Genomic DNA, 22,335 nt, shown 5'->3' with positions numbered 1-22,335 from the left:
TTTTTTATTCTTTCTTATTAACTTCTTTTAAAATAGACTCTAACTCTTTAACATCCATTTTGTTTTCTTTTACAAAAAAAGAAACCATACTTTTAAAAGACCCATTAAAATAACCATTCATTAATTTATGTAAACTCTGGTTGCTATAAGTTTCTTTGTCTATTATTGGGTAATACATAAAACCTCTACCTAACGGTTTGTGCGCTACAAATTCTTTATTTTCTAAAATTCTTACTATTGTAGAAACAGTATTGTATGCTGGTTTAGGTTCTGGTAAAACAGCTATAATTTCTTTTACAGAGGCTTCATTTAAATCCCACAATACTTGCATTATTTGCTCTTCTGCTTTTGTTAATTGTTTACTCATATTATAACTAAGTTTTTAGTTCAATAATACAAATATAACTAAAAAATTAGTTTAAACTAATTTTTTAGTTATAAATTGATGTAACAAACGCTTTATAACTTCGTCTTACAATAAAAGTACTTATGGATATTTTCTTACTAATAATAGGTTTCTTACTGGTTCTTTTAGGAATTGTAGGTTCATTTTTACCTGTTTTACCTGGTCCTTTAACAGGTTGGTTGGGTTTGTTAATCTTACATTTTACATCTGTAATAGCAACTAATTGGACTTTCTTAGGAATTACATTGGCAATTGCAATTCTAATTTGGGTATTAGATTATATAATTCCGGCAATAGGAACCAAACGTTTTGGTGGCAGTAAAAATGGTGTTTATGGCACAACAATAGGTTTATTTATAGGTTTGTTTTTTATTCCGATTCCTTTTGGTTTGTTAATTGGTGCTTTTTTTGGCGCATTAATTGGCGAACTTATGTATGATAGTAAAGATACAAACAGAGCTTTAAAGGCTTCTTTCGGTTCATTTATAGGAATTTTAGCTTCTGCAACTATAAAGTTTTCGGTATCTTTTGTTTTTGTAATTCTATTTCTGATGAAATTTTGGGAATACAAAGCTTCTTTTTTCTAATTCTAATTTTGATAAAAGATAGAAGTTTATAAAAAATTACGACATAAATTAGAGTTCTTTAAAAGCTTACAAATACACTTAGCCCTGATTGCAGCATTGTTTGAGCTCTTTTTTTATTCTTTTTCTGAATAAAAAAAAGCGAGTGCGTAAAGCAGGAATAGCTTCAAAAAAAGAAATTTTGTTGAGTTTAGAGCAAAAAAAAAGCGTCCCATTTAAGGGAAGCTTTCCATTGGTTAACAAAACCACGACACTTTTTATAAAGTGCCAAACAACACAACTAAATGCTACTTCAACAAAAAGTAGCGGGCAAATATACAACGTTTTATGATATCTACAAGAAATATTTATTATTTTCTTGAAATCTACAATTGTTAAATTCTTGAAAGATTGTATCTTTGCAGTCTTTAAAAATTTATCATTAATATATAAGAAATGCAATTATCAGAACAAGAAGTTGTACGTAGAGAAAAGCTTACAAAATTAAGAGATTTGGGTATCAACCCTTATCCTGCAGAATTATTTCCGGTAGATACCAATTCGAAAGAGATTAAAGAGAACTTTGCGGAAGATAAACAGGTGGTTATTGCAGGTAGATTAATGGTAATTAATATACAAGGTAAAGCCTCTTTTGCACAGTTACAAGATGGTGAAGGTAGAATTCAGCTTTATTTTAATAGAGATGAAATTTGTACTGGCGAAGACAAATCTTTATACAATAATGTCTTTAAGAAATTATTAGATTTAGGAGATTTTGTAGGAATTACCGGAACACTTTTTACAACCAAAGTTGGTGAAAAAACCGTTATGGTTAAAGATTTTAAGTTATTATCTAAAGCTTTAAAGCCTTTACCAATGCCAAAAGTAAAAGACGGTGTTACTTATGATGCGTTTACAGATCCAGAGATGCGTTACAGACAGCGTTATGCAGATTTAGTTGTAAACCCACATGTAAAAGAAGTTTTTATTAAAAGAACAAAATTGTTTAATGCAATGCGTTCTTTCTTTAATGATGCTGGTTATTTTGAAGTTGAAACGCCAGTTTTACAACCCATTCCTGGTGGTGCTGCGGCAAGACCATTTATTACACATCACAATTCTTTAGATATACCGTTATACATGAGAATTGCAAATGAGTTATATTTAAAAAGACTTATTGTTGGTGGTTTTGATGGTGTTTATGAGTTTTCTAAAAACTTTAGAAATGAAGGAATGGACAGAACACACAATCCTGAATTTACAGCTATGGAAATCTATGTTTCTTACAAAGATTACAACTGGATGATGGATTTCTGTGAGAAATTATTAGAACATTGTGCTATTGCGGTTAACGGTACTTCTGAAGCTACTTTTGGTGAACATAAAATTGATTTTAAAGCACCGTATGCTAGAGTTACAATGGCAGATTCTATTAAGCATTTTACTGGTTTCGACATTACAGGAAAAACAGAAGATGAAATTAGAGAAGCTGCTAAAGGCATGAATATTCCTGTTGATGAAACAATGGGTAAAGGAAAATTAATTGATGAAATTTTTGGTGAAAAATGTGAAGGAAACTACATTCAGCCAACATTTATTACAGATTATCCTAAAGAAATGTCGCCGCTTTGTAAAGAACATAGAGACAATCCTGAATTAACAGAACGTTTCGAATTAATGGTTTGCGGTAAAGAAATTGCAAATGCATATTCAGAATTAAACGACCCAATTGATCAAAGAGAACGTTTCGAACATCAGCTTAAATTGGCACAAAAAGGAGACGATGAAGCTACAGAGTTTATAGATCATGATTTCTTACGTTCTTTAGAATATGGTATGCCACCTACTTCTGGTATGGGAATTGGTATGGACAGGTTAATTATGTTTTTAACAAACAATCAATCGATACAAGAAGTACTTTTCTTTCCTCAAATGAGACCAGAGAAAAAAGCGCCTTCTATAGAATTAAACGACGAAGAAAAAGCGGTTTTAGCTATGATTGAAAAAGCAGGAAAAATAGATTTAAACGATTTAAAAGCACAATCTGGCTTATCTAATAAAAAATGGGATAAAACAATTAAAGGCTTAACTAAAAAAGAAGTTGCAAAAGTGAGCAAAACAGACGAAGGTTTGTTTGTAGAAGCTTTATAAAACTTCTAATTAAACATAAAATTTTAAAAAGGAACTACAGAAATGTAGTTCCTTTTTTATTTATATTTGATTTATGATATGTAAAAATTGTGAAGAAAAGCTAGAAAACGATGCCCAGTTTTGTGATAATTGTGGCGCCAAAGTTATTGTTAATAGAATTACGTTTAAACAACTTGTTACAGAGTTAGTTATTAATGTATTTGGTATTGATAGTAAGTTTTTCTTGACTCTTAAAAAAATGATTACTAGCCCAGATGAAGTTCTAACAGAATACCTTACAGGTGTTCGTAAAAAATACGTGAATCCGTTTGCTTTTTTAGCTATTGGTGCTGGTTTATCTCTTATTATATTTAATTATTTTGCAGACGACTTTATAAACATGCAAAGTAACTTTAGATCAGAAGATATAAGTAAACTTAAAGAAACTGCAAATTTAGATGTATCTGCATTTAAAAACGTATCTAAAGAAGAACTTCAAAAAATGGAGACAAATAAGAAAATGGCTCAGAAACAATTAGAGGTTTCAGAAAACATGATGCAGTTTATGCTTCATTATTACAACCTCTTAACCTTTTTGTTTTTACCATTTTATGCATTGTTAAGTAAATGGACTTATAGAAAACCACATAATTTTGGTGAACATATTGTAATGAATTCTTATTTATATGGTTTAACAACTTACTTTTCTATCATTGCTTTTATTGCTGCGATGTTAATTCATCCTTCAATTTACTTTTATAGTGTAATTGCATACATTCTATATTATTTATATGCTTTTAAAAAATTATACAACCTTTCTGTAGGTAAATCGGTTTTAAAATTTTTTAGATTTTTAATTGGTTTATTACTATTAGTAATTATATTATTGGTCTTAATAGGTATTGTAACTTTCATTTTAGCTAAGTTTGGTCTCACAAAAATATAATACAATAGATGAAAAAATATCCAACCATAATTGACAATATTTATGCTGAAATAAAAGACATTAAAGACGAAGGTAAAGTTGCCAACTACATACCAGAGTTAGGTTGTATTTCTGATGAAAATTTTGGTATTAGCATTACAACTATTGAAAAACAAAATTATGGTGTTGGTGATTTTGAAAAAAAGTTTTCTATCCAAAGTATTTCAAAAATCTTATCATTAACACTAGCTTATCAATTAGAAGGAGAAAACTTGTGGCAACGTGTAGATGTAGAGCCTTCTGGAAATCCATTTAATTCTTTACAACAATTAGAATCTGATAAAGGTATACCAAGAAATCCGTTTATAAATGCTGGTGCAATTGTAGTTTGCGATGTATTAATTGGTCATTTAAAAAATCCGAAAGAAGATTTTTTAGATTTTTGTAGAGAAATTGCAAACAATTACGATATTAATTACAACGAAAAAGTTGCTGAATCAGAAAAAAGAACTGGTTTTAGAAATGTTGCACTTTGTAATTTTATAAAATCTTTTGGTAACATTAAAAACAATGTAGATGATGTTTTAGATTTCTATTTTCATATCTGTTCTTTAGAGCTAACTTGTAAAGAGTTAACAGAAATCTTTATGTACTTAACAGAAGATAATTACACAACTCATAAAGGTAATTCGATTATTACTGAAAGCCAAACAAAAAGAATTAATGCAATAATGCTTACATGTGGTTTTTATGATGAATCTGGTGAGTTTTCTTTTCGTGTTGGTTTGCCAGGTAAATCTGGTGTTGGTGGTGGTATTGTAGCGATTCATCCAGATAAATATTGTATTGCTGTTTGGAGCCCTAAATTAAATGAAAAAGGAAATTCTTTTAAAGGAATGTTATTTTTAGAAAATTTTACAACAAAAACAGCTTCTTCTATTTTTTAACAGTACTAATACATATTTAAATTTCTATGAGTACATCTTTAAAAATTAACAAAAACGTTAAAGAAGTTTTTAGTTTTGATTCTTTTTTAGAAACTACTTTTAAAGATGATGTAAATGCAATTTGTTTGCAACGTTCTTTACAGGGTAATTTTGCTGAAATAATAGATAAAATAATTTGTATTGATAAAATTACAGTAATCAGTGCAAAAGATTTAGCAGCTTTAAAATTGACTAAAAAGGGAAATATAGCCAGAGAATTGCTTTTAAATGACATGAAAATGTTAGAAGAAAAAGGAGCTGCACCCGTTTTAAATATCATAAAAAATTATGATGCAGATGATAGTTACCCTTTTTTTCCTACGGATGTTTATTCTTTTCACGTAGACAAATCGCCGATACCAACGGCAACTTATCTTTGTACTTATTTCGGCGAAGCAAGTGAAATTGTTTCGAACTCTGAAGCAACACAAAAAATCTTGATTCCGGAAATACGAAAAGAATTATTAAAATTACACAACGGTAAAGAAGAAGGTTTTGAAACTTTTTTATCAGACTTTTATTTTGATTTGCATTACCAAGCAAATCCCAACGCACAAATTACAAATTTGGGCATTGGAAATTTCTGGAAATTAGCTGTAGATCATCCTACAAGCAAAGTTTTACCTTGTATACACAGAGCGCCAAAAGAAAAAGGGCAAACTCGTTTACTAATGATTTGTTAGGTGATTAGCCTTTAAACTTCATGCCTAAATGCACTACTTTTTTTGTTTCGAAAAAATCTTCTTCAAAATAATCTGGCAAATCATAAATTGTTGCAGAAGTATATAATTTAAGCTCTTCAGACAAATCACCTCCTTTTAAATATAAAATTCCGTTTTTTAAATCGTGATTTTGCTTTTTAGCAATTTTACCTTTTGTCCAACCAACAAAAGTTTCCATTTGTGCTACTGCTCTACTTACAATAAAATCGTAGGTGTCGTTAATTTCTTCTACTCTACAATTCGAAGTTTTTACGTTTTCTAAACCTAAGCCTTCTTTAACTTCATTTACAACTTTAATCTTTTTACCAATAGAATCTACTAAATGAAATTGAGTTTCTGGAAATAAAATTGCTAACGGAATTCCAGGAAAACCACCACCAGTACCAACATCCATAACTTTAGAACCTGGTTTAAACTGCATAACTTTTGCAATACCTAAAGAATGTAAAACGTGACGTAAATACAACTCGTCTATATCTTTTCTAGAAACAACATTAATTTTTAAATTCCAATCTTTGTACAATTCTTGCAACTTGCTAAATTGTGCTATTTGTGTTTCTGATAAATTTTTAAAATATTTGTGAATGATATCCATCTTTGTAATGTTTGAATTGCAAAAATAGTTATTGTTAACAAACAATTAGTAACAAAACCTGACGTTTATCATAAAAAGCAATTTCAAAAAGATTATTTTTGCAAATCAATATTAAAACACTGAATGAAAACAATAACTTTCTCTAGAGTCGATAAAGCTAAATTTTTTAGAACTCTAAATAAAAGAGTAAATACTTATTTTAAAGAAAATAACATCAAAAGAACCGGAAACTGGAAATTGTACTCAAAGGCAATTATTATGTTTTCTCTATTTTTAATTCCTTTTATACTAGTTTTAACTGTATCAATGCCACAATGGGCAATGGCTTTATTAATGGTTTTAACAGGTGTTGGTATGGCAGGCGTTGGAATGAATGTTATGCACGATGCGAACCACGAATCTTTCTCTAAAAGAAAATGGGTAAATAAACTAATGGGTAGCAGCATTTATATTTTAGCTGGTAACGTGTATAACTGGAAAGTGCAACACAATGTTTTACACCATACATTTACAAACGTAGAAGGTCATGACGAAGACATTGATGCGGGTAGAATAATACGTTTCTCACAACATTCTAAATGGTTTAACATTCATAAATTTCAAAAATATTATTCTATTTTCTTGTACGGTTTGTTAACAATAAACTGGGCAATAACTACAGATGTAAAACAAATGCGTAGGTATTTAAAAAGAAAATTATCTTATGGTAAATTTCCGAATCCTACAAAAGAATGGACAAAATTAGTAATCTCTAAAATAGCCTATTATGCACTATGGATTGCTTTACCAATTTTAGTATTAGATATTTCTTGGTGGAAAGTAATTATTGGCTTTTTTGTAATGCATTATACTGCTGGTATGATTTTGAGTTTGGTTTTTCAATTAGCACACATTGTACCAAATACAGACATGCCGTTACCAGATAAAGACGGTAATTTAGAACACACTTGGGCAGTCCATCAATTATATACCACATCTAACTTTGCTCCTAGCAATTGGTTGGTAAACTTCTATACGGGTGGTTTAAATCATCAAGTTGAACATCATATTTTTCCGCATATTTCTCATGTACATTATAATAAATTAGCTAAAATTGTAAAAGAAACTGCAAGTGAGTTTAATTTACCTTATAATGAATACGATACTATGCGTAAAGCAATTATAGAACATTTTAGACACTTAGGAGTTTTAGGAAAAAACCCAGAAATAGCATAACAAAAACACACAACTAACAGTAGTACACAATGAAACATCCATTATCGGACAGAATTAACAGTTTACCTGTTTCGCAAACATTAGCAATGGCTGCTAAAGCCAGAGAGTTAAAGGCAGAAGGAAAAGATATTATAAGTTTAAGTTTAGGAGAACCAGATTTTAACACTCCAGACTTTATAAAAGAAGCGGCAATAGAAGCTGTAAATCAAAACTATAATTCTTACACGCCGGTAGACGGTTATTTAGAGTTAAAAGAAGCAATTTGCACAAAATTTGAACGTGATAACAATATTAATTACAAACCAAGTCAAATTGTAGTTTCTACAGGTGCAAAACAGTCTATTGCAAATGTTGCTCAAGTATTGTTAAACCCAGGTGACGAAGTTTTATTACCTGCACCATATTGGGTTAGTTATTCTGCAATATCTATATTAAGTCAGGCTAAATTTGTTGAAATTCCGTCTTCAATAGACGACGATTTTAAAATTACGCCAGCACAATTAGAACGTGCAATTACGCCAAAAACAAAAATGATTTTCTTTAATTCGCCAAACAATCCAAGTGGTTCTATGTACAGCGAAGAAGAATACAGAGCTTTAGCAGCTGTATTAGAAAATCATCCGCAAGTTTATATATTATCAGATGAAATCTACGAACACATCAACTACGGTGCAAAGCCTTTTAGTTTTGCTGCCATAGAAAGCATGTACGATAGAACAATAACTGTAAATGGTTTAGCAAAAGCATTTGCCATGACAGGTTGGAGAATCGGTTATATTGGTGCCCCAGAATGGATTGCAAAAGCGTGTACTAAAATGCAAGGACAAGTTACTTCTGGTACAAACTGTATTGCGCAAAGAGCTGCAATTACAGCTGTATTAGCGCCAGTTTCTAAAATACAATATATGGTAGACGAGTTTAGAACTCGTAGAGATCTTGTTGTTGGTCTGTTAAGAGAAATAGAAGGTTTTAAAGTAAATGTACCAGAAGGTGCTTTTTACGTTTTCCCAGATATTTCTGCATTTTTTGGCAAAACAATAGACGGTGTTACCATTGAAAATGCAAGTGATTTTTCTTTATTTATTCTAGAAAAAGCAAATGTTGCAACAGTAACTGGTGAAGCCTTTGGTGCGCCAAATTGTATTAGAATGTCTTATGCAGCATCAGAATTGCAGTTAAGAGAAGCAATTAAAAGAATTAAAGAAGCTTTAAGTTAAAAGCAAAACATAAATTATTTAAAAATCCATCTTGTTTTAAGATGGATTTTTTTTGTTTTAGCGTGCCCTTTCAGGTCAGGCTTTTGCACTCGCTTTTTGTTCATACTTCACAAAAGAGCTCAAACAAATGCTGCAATCCTTCACGCATGCATACTTGCCAACTATTTTAAATAAGTTATTAAATAGAAATCATAACCAATGCAAATACAAATAAAGAAACTTGTAAAATAACTGCAGTTTGACTTTCTTGTCTTGTTTGATGATTAAAAACAAAGCTTTTTATTTTAGAAATAGACTTTCCTTTTTCTCTAGAAATACTATTTTTTATTTCTTTCTTATAACTAGAAGTTAAAATTCCTCTTTCTAATACGGTAGTTGATTGTAAATATTTCATGGTATTTGGTTTTATTGATTTATACTAAGAAGACGACATCTAACACTCTTTGTTACAGACTAAAAGTTTCTAAAAAGTAAAATAAATTCATTTTTCTAGCGTTGATGGTTTACGACAACGAGAAAAAAATTGATAAAAATTTTCCATCAACAACTAAATTGCATCTTATGCTTAAAAAATTCTTTATTATTTGCTCTGGTGCAGATAAAAATCTTCTAAATAATTGTGCCGACGGAGAACAAAATAAATATGTTGGTATTGGTGCAACTGTATTTTTTACAGCAATTATGGCTACAATTTCTGCAAGTTATGCGTTATATACTGTTTTCGATACTATTTTTACTGCTCTTATTTTTGGATTAGTTTGGGGTTTGCTAATTTTTAATTTAGACAGATTTATAGTAGCTACAATTAAAAAAAGAGATTCTAAATGGAAAGAGTTTTTACAAGCATCACCAAGAATTATATTGGCAATTATTATTGCAATAGTTATTTCTAAACCATTAGAGTTAAAGTTATTCGAAAAAGAGATCAATCAGGTTTTGTTAACAGAAAAAAATCAGATGACTTTAGATAACAAAACTCAAATAGCCGCACAATTTAATCCGGAAATCGCTAAAATTAATAACGAAATCGATGCTTTAAAAACTGAAATCGTCGAAAAAGAAATTACTACTAATGCGTTATATGACACTTATATTGCCGAAGCAGAAGGAAGAAAAGGAACCAAACTATTAGGTAAAGGACCTGTGTATAAAGAAAAGAGAGAAAAACACGATATTGCTTTGGCTGAATTAAACCAACTTAAAAAAGACAATGCTGCAAAAATAGAAACCAAAGAATTAGCAATTGCCGCTTTAATTGAAAATAAGAAATTAAATGAGACTAAAACACAACCTATCATTGCAAATTTTGACGGTTTAATGGCTCGAGTAAATGCATTAAACAAATTGCCTTGGTTGCCATCCTTTTTTATTTTCTTGTTGTTTTTAGCCATAGAAACATCTCCTATTTTTGCAAAGTTAATTGCTCCGAAAGGTGAATATGATTTTAAACTAGAAGAACAAGAATCTGCTATTAAAACTTGGGTGCAACAACAAGTACACCAAAGAGAAGTAATGTTGGCTACTGATATAGACTTGAACAATAAAGTCTATAAAGATATGGCCGAAGAAGAAGAATTGTATAAATACAAACAAAAAATGGCTCGCGATTTAATGAAATTGCAAGCCGATTCTTTTTATAAAAAGCAACAAAAAATGTTGTAATGCTATTTGTTGGCAGGTAGTTGCGTTAGCGATTGCAACGGCATCCTTTTTTGAGGTACGAAAAAAAGATATAGTGTAAAGCGCGACCTGAAAGGTAACGCCCAACTTCTCGATATAATTTTCTTTAAGAAATTTACTCGAAGCTGTTTACTCTTTTTCTGCCATTTTTTTAACGTAATCTGTAATAATTACAATTTGAGTTGGTCCTACTTTGCCTTCTATATATTTTGCATTTTCATGATCTAAAGAAATTCTACGAACTGCTGTACCTTGTTTGGCAACCATACTAGAACCTTTTACTTTTAAGTCTTTAATTAAAACAACAGAATCTCCGGCTTGCAAAATAGCACCGTTGGCATCTCTATGAATAATTTTTTCACTTTCGTCTAAATGATCTCCAGATTCTTTAGCGTAACGTAAATCGTCATCTTCTAAATACATCATATCTAACAAATCTTGTGGCCAACCTTCGTTTTTTAAGCGAGACAACATTCTCCAAGCGACAACTTTTACAGCTCTGTGTTCAGACCACATAGAATCATTTAAACAACGCCAATGATTGGCATCTGTAGCTTCTGGATTTTCTATTTGAGTTATACAAGTTTCGCAAGCTAACAAACTACCATCTACACCACCTGTAGAAGTTGGTTTTACTTCGTAAATTGATAAATTATTTGTTGCAGCACATAATTCGCATTTGTTACCGCTTCTGCTTTCTAATTCTTGTTGTAAACTCATTATTTATTTTTTATGCAGCAAAAGTACATTTTAAAATTAGTTATACTAATTACTTCTGCGCTTTTAAGATTAAAAGATTTTTACTGTTTTTAATTTCCGTTTGATTTAGCATCATTTTTACGTACTCGCCATTTAGGTATTTTTGAGCTTGGTCTTTATAATGCTTGCTAAATACACGACCAGATTGACCTGTGGGTATAATAGATAAACTATTTTCTACATCAGAAAAATCGACAACTCTTCTTGTAGATGGTCCTGCTTTTACTTTATAATATCCTGTAGAATCGATATCGTAAATTTGATTGTTTATTACTTGGTCTCCTCCATTGGTTGTAAACGGGCCAACATTAAAGTATTTTCTAAGCAAAGCTACTTCGCCAACAGCATGTTTGTGTTCTACGGTTAGTACTCTTTCCCATTTCCAGCCAGCAACATTGGCTCCTAATTGATTTTCTAAAAACTGAAATGCTTTTTTAAATGATGTAGTTACTATCTCTTGCTTGGTTTCTATTTTATTAACAGTATTCACATTATCCCACCAAACAGAATTTTCTCTTTTTGCTTGAACGGGCAACACTTTTTCTACAAAAGGCGTGTTAATAAATTGAAAATATCCTTTTTGCATTTCGTCTGCAAAAGTATTTTTTTGAAACTCGTAAATAAATCTATTATAAATTGTAGGCGCAACTTCTTCTTTGTCAAAATTACCTTGCCATTCTTTTAAAATAACTACTGCTGTTTTTTCACTTGCAGAAAAATCACGTTGATCTAATGCCGCTATTAAATCCTTAGAAATTTCTGGTATAACAGGCGATGTAACATCCATAAGCATTTTTGCCACATCTTCTTTAGACCAATCGTTTTTAGGAGTTAACAAATTTTCTATTCTTTTGGCTCTATCTTCTACTAAATAATAACCAGGATATAATTTATTCTGAATAGAATCTGGTTGATTATTTGCAGAATATACATAATTACTTATAGGGTTAATGGCTTGCGGATTATCATCAAAATCTATATAATTTAAAATCTCATCTGTACCAGAAGATCCGTTTAAAAATGTTTTTGTGTACAAAGAATCTCTGTAATTATACAATTTACCAGAAGCAAACCATGCAATATTATTTTTAGCATCTCCGTACATCATATTTAAACCAGGCGCATGCAGTTTACTTGCACCTTTTTTAAAATCTAATAAAGATTTTGCATGAGAAATTTCATAAGCAACATCCATTATTTGGTTTTCTAACTTGGTATAAATCCATTGCATTGCTATTGGTTTTTCTGTTTGTAATTGGTCTATAATTCCGTTCATTAACGGCCCATGTTTACTAACTTTTATTGTATATAAAGAATCTTTAGCGTCTTTAACTTTTAATCTTTTTTCAATTTTCTTGTAGTTTAGGACTTCATTTTTATACAAATATTGGTTTTCATTTTCTGGATTATTCTGTTCTACATAAAAATCGATATCATCGTTCTCGAACATTGTTAAACCATATGCGTAATCTTTATTATGTCCTAAAAGAGGAAAAGGAACTAATGCCAAATGAAAACCATACATTTCATAATTTGGAGTTTTAATATGTGCTTGATACCAAACAGAAGGTTGCGAATAACCAATATGAGGATCGTTTGCGAAAATTACCTTTCCGTTTTTTGTTTTATCTGCGCCAATAACCCAAGAATTACTTCCAATAAAAGGAGCTATTGGCAATACTGCTGTAAGATTTTGCATTGCTTCTGAAAAAGCACCTGTAATTTCTGCATTCTTTTCGTTAGGAATTAGTGTTAAGTTTTTATCTTCTACTCCAATCAATTCATTAAAATATGTACTGCCTAATTTTTCTTTAATTTCATTAAGCATTGGATCTGTTTTATGCGCAATCGCAAAACTAAAAGCCATATAACCAAAAACATTATACATATCTTTTAGCGTATATTTTTCTTTTTTTACACCAACCAATCGATATTCTATCGGTGTTGTTCCGTTTTCTATATATTGATTTATACCGTCTAAATAAGCCGTAGCCATTTTATAAGCTTCAGAATTCTTATCTAAATTTTGTATTGTTTTTTCTGATGCTTCTTCGATTCCTAAACCAGAAAATAGTTTGTCTGTTCGAATTAACTTTTCTCCGAAAATTTCAGCCAACCTTCCGGCAGCAATTCTTCTTATCAGTTCCATTTGCCACAATCTATCTTGCGCATGCACATAACCTAAAGCCAAGTAAGCATCTTTTTGGTTTTCTGCAGTTATGTGTGGTACACCTATTTCATCAAAATAAACCGCTACATCTTTTGTTGTATTTTTTAATTGTATTTCACCATTGTATGTTGGTTTTAAACTATTAAAATAAATCCAACTTGCTATTCCTAAACTTATTACTATAACAATTAAAATAGCTGCGATTTTTTTGATAATTTTCATCGAAATGTGTTTCATAAATCCAAAGATAATAGATTTAAGTTGTATTTTTGAAACTGATTATTAAATCATACTTCATGAAAAAAATTCAAATGGTAGACCTTCAAGGTCAGTATGCAAAAATTAAAGACTCTGTAAATAATTCTATAGAACAAGTACTAAATACATCGGCTTATATTAATGGTCCTTTGGTTCATGAATTTCAAGCAGATTTAGAAAAATATTTAGGTGTTAAACACGTAATACCTTGTGCAAATGGTACAGATGCATTGCAAATAGCAATGATGGGCTTAGGTTTAGAACAAGGTGATGAAGTTATAACTGCAGATTTTACGTTTGCTGCAACTGTAGAAGTAATTGCACTATTAAAACTAACACCAGTTTTAGTTGATGTAGATGAAGATACTTTTAATATTAATATTGATGCACTAAAAAAAGCAATTACACCAAAAACAAAAGCTATTGTGCCAGTTCATTTATTTGGACAAGTTGCCAATATGGATGCAGTAATGGAAATTGCAAAAGAACATAATTTGTTTGTTATTGAAGATAATGCACAAGCAATTGGTGCTAATTATACTTTTAAAAACGGTAAAAAACAAAAAGCTGGTACTATTGGTAATGTAGGTACAACCTCATTTTTTCCTTCTAAAAACTTAGGTTGTTACGGAGATGGTGGTGCTATTTTTACAAATGATGATGCACTTGCACATACAATTAGAGGAATTGTAAATCACGGAATGTACACACGTTATTACCATGATGTTGTTGGCGTAAACTCTAGATTAGATTCTATACAAGCTGGTGTTTTAAAAGCAAAATTACCGCTTTTAGATAGTTATTGTAATGCAAGAAGAAATGCTGCTAGGTTTTACAACAAAGCATTTGCAAACAATCCTAATATTATTACACCAACCACAAAATCAAACGCGACTAACAGTTGCGGTGAAATTTGTGATGTTTGTGATTGTCATGTTTTTCATCAATACACATTGCAAATTACAAATGGCAAAAGAGATGAACTACACAAGCACTTGTTAGACAACGGTATTCCTAATGCAATTTATTACCCTGTTGCTTTACACGCACAAAAAGCATATAAAGACGATAGATATAATGAAACGGATTTTCCTGTTACTAACAAGCTAATTCAAACGGTAATTTCTTTACCAATGCACACAGAATTAGATACAGAGCAATTAGAATTTATAACAAATACAATAAATAACTTTATTAAATAACAACTTTCTATGAAAAAGATATTGGTTACAGGTGGTTTAGGTTTTATTGGTTCGCATACAGTTGTAGAACTTCAAGAAAAAGGTTTTGAAGTAGTTATTATAGACGACTTATCGAACACTACGCTTAGTGTTTTAGATAATATTGCTGATATAACTGGTACTAAACCAGAGTTTCATCAAATTGATTTACGTATTAAAAGTGATGTAAATAATTTCTTTAAAAACAATAAAGTTGACGGAATTATCCATTTCGCAGCTTTTAAAGCTGTTGGAGAAAGTGTTCAAAATCCTTTAGATTATTACGAAAACAACATTGGTAGTTTGGTTTACATTTTGCAAGAAATGCGAGATAGAAATATCGATAACTTTATCTTTTCTTCTTCTTGTACTGTATATGGGCAAGCAGATGAATTACCAATTACCGAAAATGCACCTGTTAAAAAAGCTGAATCTACTTACGGAAATACCAAACAAATAGGAGAAGAAATTATACAAGAAACCTGTAAAGCACATGGCATAAATGCAATTGCTTTGCGTTATTTTAATCCTATTGGTGCGCACGAAAGTATTAAAATTGGTGAGTTACCTATTGGTGTTCCTCAAAATTTAATTCCGTATGTTACACAAACCGCAGCAGGAATAAGAAAAGAATTATCAGTTTTTGGTGATGATTACAATACAACAGATGGTACAGCAGTAAGAGATTATATTCATGTGGTTGACTTAGCCAAAGCACATATTGCAGCATTACAACGTCTGTTAGAGAAAATCAACAAAGAAAAATTTGAGTATTTTAATGTTGGTACAGGTACTGGAAGCTCTGTTTTAGAAGTAATTAAAGCTTTTGAAAAAGCCGCTAAAAAATCTTTAAATTATAAAATTGTTGGCAGAAGAGAAGGCGATATAACAGCTGCTTATGCAGATACAACTATTGCCAATAAAGAATTAAATTGGCAGACAGAAAAATCTTTAGAAGAAGCATTAGCATCTGCCTGGAAATGGCAACAGCAACAAAATAAATAGCTTTTTTAAAAAAACAAATTCTAGAAGAAATCACTATAAATTGACGTATTTTATGTTAATTTATGGTGATTTTTTGTGTTTTTTATCAAAAATTAACCAAAAATGAGTTTTTATATGACAATTATATTCCGCTAGCATTATCATATTTACAATTGCAACCAACTTCTATTTTCAGATTCTTATTTCTAGCGTTTATCTTAGGGTTTTAACACTTATAAATTGACATCGCTTTTTTATCGCTCTAACTTTGCAGCATATTAATTACAATGATACTAGAAAACATGAAACTGATTAAAATTAAAAGAAAAACACGTTTAGAAAAGCGTTACACACCAAAAATGGGTAGACTTCACACAAACGTAACTTACATTAAAAAAACAATTCTAAATGTAATACCTATTAAAACGGTACATAAATATAGAGAAACATATTACGGTCAAATAAAAGATTGTAGCGATTGTATTTTAGCTAAATAAAAGTTCAAATCTCAAAACAAATGTTTTGAGATTTTTTTTTAGTTATAATTTAACAGCAAAACAATAAATCTTCACTTTCTATTTTAGTAACTTTAAAGTCTTAAAATCAACTAAAATGAAAAAAATATGTATTGCTTTTATAGCAATTGCAAGTTTTATAGCTTGTAACAATTCTTCCAAAGAAAAAACAAAAGAGCTTCGTGTTAATTACAAAAAAATCGAATTAGACAATGGTTTAGATGTAATTTTTCATGTAGACAAATCAGATCCTGTTGTTGCAGTAGAACTAATGGTTCATGTTGGTTCTGCAAGAGAAAAAGAAGGTAGAACAGGTTTTGCTCATTTATTTGAACACTTACTATTTCTAGAATCAGAAAACTTAGGAAAAGGTGGTTTAGATAAAATGAGTGCAAGAATTGGTGGTTCTGGGGCTAATGGTTCTACTTCTAGAGACAGAACAAACTACTTACAAACAGTACCAAAAGATGCTTTAGAAAAAATGATTTGGGCAGAGGCAGACAAACTTGGGTATTTTATAAATACGGTTACAGAACCTGTTTTAGCAAAAGAAAAACAAGTTGTAAAAAACGAAAAAAGACAAAGTGTAGATAACCGACCATACGGACACAATCAATACGTAATCGGTAAAAACTTGTACCCAAAAAATCATCCTTACAATTGGCAAGTAATTGGTTCTTTAGAAGATTTACAAAATGCAACTTTACAAGATGTAAAAGATTTTTACAAGAAATGGTATGTGCCAAATAATGCTACTTTAGTACTTTCTGGAGATATTAATATCGAAGAAGCAACAAAATGGGTTCATAAATATTTTGATGAAATTCCTAAAGGAGAAGAAATTCCGGCTTTAGAGAAAAAACCGGGTGAAGTTAAAGAAACAAAGTTTTTATATTACGAAGACAATTTTGCCAGAGTACCACAATTAACAATGGTTTGGCCAAGTGTAGAAATGTATCACGAAGATTCTTATGCTTTAGAAGTTTTAACTCAGTATTTATCAGACGGAAAATCTGCACCACTTAACACTGTTTTAGTAGACGATTTAAAATTAACATCTAACACAGTGATGTATAATTACGCATCTGAATTGGCTGGTGAAACTCAATTAATTGTTAGAGCTTTTAACGGTAAAAATTTAGATGAAGTAAAAGCAGGTATCGAAAAGGGTTTTGCAAAGTTTGAATCTGAAGGTATTTCTGATAAAGATTTACAAAGAATAAAAGCAGGACAAGAAACTCAATTTTATTTAGGTTTATCGAGTGTTTTAGGGAAAGGATCTAACTTAGCTTCTAATAATACATATTTAGGAAATCCTGGTTTTGCTACAGAAGATATCAAAAAAACACTGGCAGTTACTAAAGACGATGTAATGCGTGTTTACAATACGTATATTAAAGATAAAAATTACATTGCTACTAGTTTTGTTCCTAAAAACAGCGCAGAACTTGCCCTTAAAGGTTCTACTTTGGCAAATGTTATAGAAGAAAAAATTGTTAATGGCGCAGAAGAAACTTTTGACCCTAAAATTGCAGCTACCTATAAGAAAACTCCATCTTCTTTCGATAGAAGTATAGAACCAGAATATGGTAAAGCACCCTCATTAGCAGTGCCAAAAGTTTACGAAGCAGGTTTAGAAAATGGTTTAAAAATTTACGGGATCGAAAATAACGAAGTTCCATTAGTGCGTTTTAACTTGACTATTGATGGTGGACAGTTATTAGAATCTTTAGATAAATTGGGTGTCGCTAATTTAACTGCGGACTTGTTAAATAAAGGAACTAAAAACAAAAGCGTACAACAATTAGAAGAAGCTATTCAAGAATTAGGTGCTTCTATCTACATTTACGCAACTAAAGAAAACATTACTTTAAGCGGAACAACTTTAGCTAAAAACTATACCAAAACTTTGGCTTTAGCGCAGGAAATGTTGTTAGAACCAAGATTTGATGAAACAGAATTTGCATTACTTAAAAAAGCGACTATTTCTAATTTAAGACAACAAGAAGCAAGTCCAAACTCGGTTGCAAGAAATGCATACAAAACTCTAATTTATGGTGAAGACAACATCCGATCTAAAAACACATTGGGTACAATTTCATCAGTAGAAAATATCTCTATAGAAGATTTAAAAGAATACTATAACAACTACATTTCTCCTTCTGTTGCAAAAATGTTAGTTGTTGGTGACATTACAGAAGAAACTGTGGTAAATTCTCTGGCTTCTTTAAACACAAACTGGCACTCAAAAGCTGTTACAATTCCGGAATATAAAACACCAGATGCTCCTAACAAACCTGTTGTTTATTTTTATGATATACCAAATGCAAAACAATCTGTTTTACAATTTGGCGCACCAGCGTTAGCGGCAACAGATAAAGATTACTACGCTGCTTCTGTTATGAATTATATTCTTGGTGGTGGTGGTTTTGCGTCTCGTTTAACGCAAGAATTAAGAGAAGGAAAAGGTTATACTTACGGTATTCGTTCTGGTTTTTCAGGAACAAAAGCAAAAGGAACTTTTACAATTTCTAGTGGTGTAAGATCTAATGTTACTTTAGAATCTGCACAAGCAGTTAAGAAAATTTTAGAAGAGTATCCTACAACATTTTCTGATAAAGATTTAGAAACAACCAAAGGTTTCTTAATTAAAAGTAATGCCAGAGCTTTCGAAACTGCTGGTGCTAAATTAAGAATGTTATCTAATATTGCAAATTACGGTATGAAAGCAGATTATATAAGCGATCGAGAAGAAACCGTGAATAACATGACCAAAGAAAGAATTTCTGAATTGGCAAACACATATGTAAATCCTAATAAAATGATTTGGTTAATTGTTGGTGATGCAGAAACACAATTAAATCGTATGAAAGAATTAGGGTATGGTGAACCTATTTTATTGAACGAAAGACAAAAGAAAATTAAGAATTAAAGTCTTAATTTATTAGAATAAAAAATCCCAATTTCAAAAGTATTGAAATTGGGATTTTTATTATTTGAAAATTCCTTTATTTATTCTGCTAAAACAGCTCCACTTGCAGTAACAGATCTATCTATTTTACGCATTAATCCTTGTAATACTTTACCTGGCCCTACTTCTATAAACTCTGTTCCTCCATCAGCAATCATTGCTTGTACACATTGCGTCCATTTTACTGGTGCCGTTAGTTGTGCTATTAAATTCTCTTTAATTTCTTCTGGATTAGTAACTGCTTTTGCTACTACATTTTGATATACAGCACAGGTTGGCTCACTAAAAGTAGTTGCTTTAATTGCTGCTGCTAATTCTTCTCTTGCAGGCTCCATCATTGGTGAATGGAATGCACCACCAACAGGTAACAACAATGCTCTTCTTGCTCCTTTTTCTGTTAAAACCTCACAGGCTTTTTCTACTGCTTCTATTTCTCCAGAAATAACTAATTGTCCCGGACAATTGTAATTTGCAGCAACTACTACTCCATCTATAGCTGCACAAGTATCTTCTACAACCTCATCTGCTAACCCTAAAACTGCTGCCATTGTAGACGGTGCAATTTCACAGGCTTTTTGCATTGCTAAAGCTCTTTTAGAAACCAATGTCAATCCGTCTTCAAAAGATAAAACTCCGTTAGCAACTAAAGCAGATAATTCCCCTAAAGAATGTCCTGCAACCATTTCTGGTTTAAAAGAATCTCCTAAAACTTTTGCTAAAATTACCGAATGTAAAAAAATAGCAGGCTGTGTAACTTTTGTTTCTTTTAATTGCTCTGCAGTACCTTCGAACATAATATCAGTAATAGAAAACCCCAATATATCATTTGCTTTTTCGAAATATTCTTGGGCTAATGCAGATTTCTCATACAAATCCAATCCCATTCCTGTAAACTGTGCTCCTTGTCCCGGAAAAATATATGCTTTCATTTTTATTCTTTTTTTGTTGTTTGTGGCGCAAAAATAACCTTTTTATTAGAGACTGTAAAACTACTATTTTTATCAAAAAAAGCATATAATTATTCATGTACTAAATTAACTTTGTTTAATACATTAGTTTTTTCATGAAACAAAACTAATATTTAGTACCTTCGTTCTTATGAGAGAAAAAGACAGACAATTAGCAGATACAATATACCTTACGTTGGCGGCATTATTTATTGCTTCTTTGGTTGCTTCTAATTTGATTTTTCAAAAATTCTTTTATTGGGAACCCTTTGGTCTTTATAAATTTGAGGTTTCTGTTGGTATCTTGCCGTATCCTATTACTTTTTTAATTACAGATATTTTATCAGAAATTTATGGTAAAAAGAAAGCGAATCAAGTGGTAATTGCTGGTATTTTCGCTTCCTTTTTTTCGATGCTAATTATTTTAGTAGCAGATTTTGCACCTGCAATAGAGAACTCTCCTATTAATAATAATGAATTTCATAAAGTGTTTGGTCTCTCTCCGCTTGCTGTTTTTGCTTCGATGATGGCTTATTTGTGTGCGCAATTTGTAGACATCAAAATTTTTCATTTCTGGAAAAAGAAAACCAACGGCAAACATCTTTGGTTACGCAATAACTTTTCTACTTTTGCCTCGCAATTTATAGACACTTTTACAGTACTATTTTTATTATCTTCTTTTAAAATTTTACCGTGGTCTATATTTACTAGCTTACTAATTAGTGGCTTTTTATTCAAAGTTATTGTAGCAGCATTAGATACTCCGATTTTATATGGCTTGGTTTATTTATTTCGAAAAAGGTTTCATTTAAAAATTGGAGAAGAAATTTTGTAATTGAATTAAAATTACTACGTCTAAAAGAGTACAAACAATTTATAAAAATGAAAAAACTAGCATTCTTCCTTTTCGTATCTTTTAGCTTTATGCAATTACAAGCACAAACTTCTATTTTTAATAATTTATTAGAAACACACGTTTCTAAACAAGGTTTGGTAAATTATAAAAACTTTAAAGCAGACGAGGCAAAATTAAATACATACATTTCTTACTTAGAAAAAACAAAACCAACTTCTTCTTGGTCTGTTGCTAAACAAAAAGCTTTTTGGATAAATGCCTATAATGCTTATACTTTAAAAATAATTTTAGACAATTACCCATTAAAAAGTATTACCGATATTAAAGAAGATGGAAAAACTGCTTGGAAAATTCCCTTTGCCAAAGTTGGTGGAAAGACCTATACTTTAGACCATATAGAACACGAAATTTTACGTAAAAATTTATTCGACCCAAGAATTCATGTGGGTGTTAATTGTGCATCGGGCTCTTGTCCTAAATTAGCAAATATGGCTTTTACGGAGCAAAATATTGATTCCGCTTTAGAAAAATTAATGACAGCGTTTGTAAATGATAGCTCTAGAAACAAGTTATCAGAAAAAAAAGTAAAAATTTCTTCAATATTTAATTGGTTTAAAGATGATTTTACAAAAGAAGGGTCTGTTATCGATTATTTAAATAAATATGCTGATATCAAAATCAATAAAAAAGCAAAAATCAGTTACTTAAATTACGATTGGAGCTTGAACGAAAAATAGCATTTCTAAAATGCTATTTTTGTTTGAAAACTATTTGTATCTTTCAATTTCAATTCAAAAAAACAAAGAATGTCAAAAACATATTACGACGCATCAGATTTAAGAAAATTCGGAAAAATAACGGAATGGAGCGAAGAATTAGGAAATAAATTTTTTGATTATTACGGTAAAGTTTTTGAAGAGGGTGCGTTAACTGCTCGCGAAAAATCTTTAATTGCCTTAGCCGTTGCACATACAGAACAATGTCCGTATTGTATAGATGCTTACACTAAAGATGGTTTGCAACGTGGGATTACAAAACCCGAAATGATGGAAGCGATACATGTGGGTGCTGCCATTAAAAGTGGTGCGACTTTAGTACACGGTGTGCAAATGATGAATAAAGTAAACAAATTAGAAATGTAAATAGAGTGCCAAAAATGTTCATTCGTTTTTGTGTGAATTGCTTATTTCCGCGCAAGCATGCATCTAAAAACATT

Annotated in this window: 21 protein-coding genes; 15 read left to right on the top strand and 6 right to left on the bottom strand. The window is 30.7% G+C overall.

The features are described 5' to 3' along the window. Positions 1-4: 4 nt before the first annotated feature. A complete protein-coding gene (locus WG950_RS12745) occupies positions 5-367 on the bottom strand; it encodes a BlaI/MecI/CopY family transcriptional regulator (protein WP_077809903.1) in 363 nt (120 codons plus the stop codon). 122 nt (positions 368-489) lie between these two features. On the opposite strand from WG950_RS12745, the gene WG950_RS12740 reads away from it, so the two are divergent. From WG950_RS12740 to WG950_RS12720, 5 genes are all read left to right on the top strand, one after another. After that, the gene (locus WG950_RS12740) at positions 490-993 is read left to right on the top strand and encodes a DUF456 domain-containing protein (protein ID WP_079737104.1); all 504 of its coding nucleotides are present in this window, start codon (positions 490-492) and stop codon (positions 991-993) included. Between the two features lie 432 nt (positions 994-1,425). Beyond that, positions 1,426-3,120 (top strand): lysine--tRNA ligase, encoded by a 1,695-nt coding sequence (gene lysS / locus WG950_RS12735; RefSeq protein WP_340932859.1) that lies wholly within the window; start codon positions 1,426-1,428, stop codon positions 3,118-3,120. A 73-nt stretch (positions 3,121-3,193) separates the two neighbouring features. Continuing rightward, positions 3,194-4,045, top strand: coding sequence for a DUF3667 domain-containing protein (locus tag WG950_RS12730; RefSeq protein ID WP_340932858.1), 852 nt, complete (start codon positions 3,194-3,196; stop codon positions 4,043-4,045). An 8-nt stretch (positions 4,046-4,053) separates the two neighbouring features. Next, complete coding sequence (locus WG950_RS12725) at positions 4,054-4,971, top strand: glutaminase (protein WP_340932856.1); 918 nt, start codon at positions 4,054-4,056, stop codon at positions 4,969-4,971. 26 nt (positions 4,972-4,997) lie between these two features. After that, on the top strand, positions 4,998-5,693 hold the full coding sequence (locus WG950_RS12720; protein WP_340932855.1) for a hypothetical protein: 696 nt from the start codon (positions 4,998-5,000) through the stop codon (positions 5,691-5,693). Positions 5,694-5,697: 4 nt separating this feature from the next. On the opposite strand, the gene rsmG is transcribed toward WG950_RS12720, so the two are convergent. Then, entirely contained in the window at positions 5,698-6,327 is a 630-nt protein-coding gene (gene rsmG, locus WG950_RS12715; protein WP_079737109.1) for a 16S rRNA (guanine(527)-N(7))-methyltransferase RsmG, read from the bottom strand. A 123-nt stretch (positions 6,328-6,450) separates the two neighbouring features. On the opposite strand from rsmG, the gene WG950_RS12710 reads away from it, so the two are divergent. Then, positions 6,451-7,542 (top strand): fatty acid desaturase family protein, encoded by a 1,092-nt coding sequence (locus tag WG950_RS12710; RefSeq protein ID WP_340932854.1) that lies wholly within the window; start codon positions 6,451-6,453, stop codon positions 7,540-7,542. Between the two features lie 29 nt (positions 7,543-7,571). Continuing rightward, entirely contained in the window at positions 7,572-8,759 is a 1,188-nt protein-coding gene (locus WG950_RS12705; RefSeq protein ID WP_340932853.1) for a pyridoxal phosphate-dependent aminotransferase, read from the top strand. Between the two features lie 178 nt (positions 8,760-8,937). Here WG950_RS12705 and WG950_RS12700 read toward each other — a convergent pair whose 3' ends face one another. After that, entirely contained in the window at positions 8,938-9,153 is a 216-nt protein-coding gene (locus WG950_RS12700; RefSeq protein WP_340932852.1) for a hypothetical protein, read from the bottom strand. A 167-nt stretch (positions 9,154-9,320) separates the two neighbouring features. Between WG950_RS12700 and WG950_RS12695 the strand changes: the two genes are divergently transcribed. Further along, positions 9,321-10,421, top strand: a complete 1,101-nt coding sequence (locus WG950_RS12695) for a DUF4407 domain-containing protein (RefSeq protein WP_340932848.1) — start codon at positions 9,321-9,323, stop codon at positions 10,419-10,421. Between the two features lie 147 nt (positions 10,422-10,568). Here WG950_RS12695 and WG950_RS12690 read toward each other — a convergent pair whose 3' ends face one another. Both WG950_RS12690 and WG950_RS12685 read right to left on the bottom strand, forming a co-directional pair. Continuing rightward, entirely contained in the window at positions 10,569-11,159 is a 591-nt protein-coding gene (locus WG950_RS12690) for a PhnA domain-containing protein (protein ID WP_340932846.1), read from the bottom strand. Positions 11,160-11,208: 49 nt separating this feature from the next. Next, on the bottom strand, positions 11,209-13,590 hold the full coding sequence (locus WG950_RS12685) for a penicillin acylase family protein (protein ID WP_340932844.1): 2,382 nt from the start codon (positions 13,588-13,590) through the stop codon (positions 11,209-11,211). 74 nt (positions 13,591-13,664) lie between these two features. Between WG950_RS12685 and WG950_RS12680 the strand changes: the two genes are divergently transcribed. The 4 genes from WG950_RS12680 to WG950_RS12665 all read left to right on the top strand — a co-directional run bounded on the left by WG950_RS12680 (position 13,665) and on the right by WG950_RS12665 (position 19,277). Further along, entirely contained in the window at positions 13,665-14,828 is a 1,164-nt protein-coding gene (locus WG950_RS12680; protein ID WP_077809913.1) for a DegT/DnrJ/EryC1/StrS family aminotransferase, read from the top strand. Positions 14,829-14,837: 9 nt separating this feature from the next. Further along, positions 14,838-15,851 (top strand): UDP-glucose 4-epimerase GalE, encoded by a 1,014-nt coding sequence (gene galE / locus WG950_RS12675; protein ID WP_340932841.1) that lies wholly within the window; start codon positions 14,838-14,840, stop codon positions 15,849-15,851. 281 nt (positions 15,852-16,132) lie between these two features. Then, complete coding sequence (locus WG950_RS12670; RefSeq protein ID WP_340932839.1) at positions 16,133-16,327, top strand: hypothetical protein; 195 nt, start codon at positions 16,133-16,135, stop codon at positions 16,325-16,327. A gap of 115 nt (positions 16,328-16,442) precedes the next feature. Then, positions 16,443-19,277 carry a pitrilysin family protein gene (locus tag WG950_RS12665; RefSeq protein ID WP_340932837.1) on the top strand — a complete coding sequence of 945 codons (2,835 nt, stop codon included), beginning with the start codon at positions 16,443-16,445 and terminating at the stop codon, positions 19,275-19,277. Between the two features lie 80 nt (positions 19,278-19,357). Here WG950_RS12665 and fabD read toward each other — a convergent pair whose 3' ends face one another. Continuing rightward, the gene (gene fabD / locus WG950_RS12660) at positions 19,358-20,245 is read right to left on the bottom strand and encodes an ACP S-malonyltransferase (RefSeq protein WP_340932835.1); all 888 of its coding nucleotides are present in this window, start codon (positions 20,243-20,245) and stop codon (positions 19,358-19,360) included. A gap of 169 nt (positions 20,246-20,414) precedes the next feature. On the opposite strand from fabD, the gene WG950_RS12655 reads away from it, so the two are divergent. The 3 genes from WG950_RS12655 to WG950_RS12645 all read left to right on the top strand — a co-directional run bounded on the left by WG950_RS12655 (position 20,415) and on the right by WG950_RS12645 (position 22,261). Continuing rightward, a complete protein-coding gene (locus tag WG950_RS12655) occupies positions 20,415-21,098 on the top strand; it encodes a queuosine precursor transporter (RefSeq protein WP_340932834.1) in 684 nt (227 codons plus the stop codon). A gap of 47 nt (positions 21,099-21,145) precedes the next feature. After that, complete coding sequence (locus WG950_RS12650; RefSeq protein WP_340932833.1) at positions 21,146-21,856, top strand: DUF547 domain-containing protein; 711 nt, start codon at positions 21,146-21,148, stop codon at positions 21,854-21,856. A gap of 69 nt (positions 21,857-21,925) precedes the next feature. Further along, positions 21,926-22,261 carry an arsenosugar biosynthesis-associated peroxidase-like protein gene (locus WG950_RS12645; protein WP_077809920.1) on the top strand — a complete coding sequence of 112 codons (336 nt, stop codon included), beginning with the start codon at positions 21,926-21,928 and terminating at the stop codon, positions 22,259-22,261. Positions 22,262-22,335: the final 74 nt, after the last annotated feature.

The organism is Polaribacter marinaquae, from assembly GCF_038019025.1.
Taxonomy (GTDB): Bacteria; Bacteroidota; Bacteroidia; order Flavobacteriales; family Flavobacteriaceae; genus Polaribacter; species Polaribacter marinaquae.
This window is presented reverse-complemented; position numbering and strand designations above follow the sequence as displayed.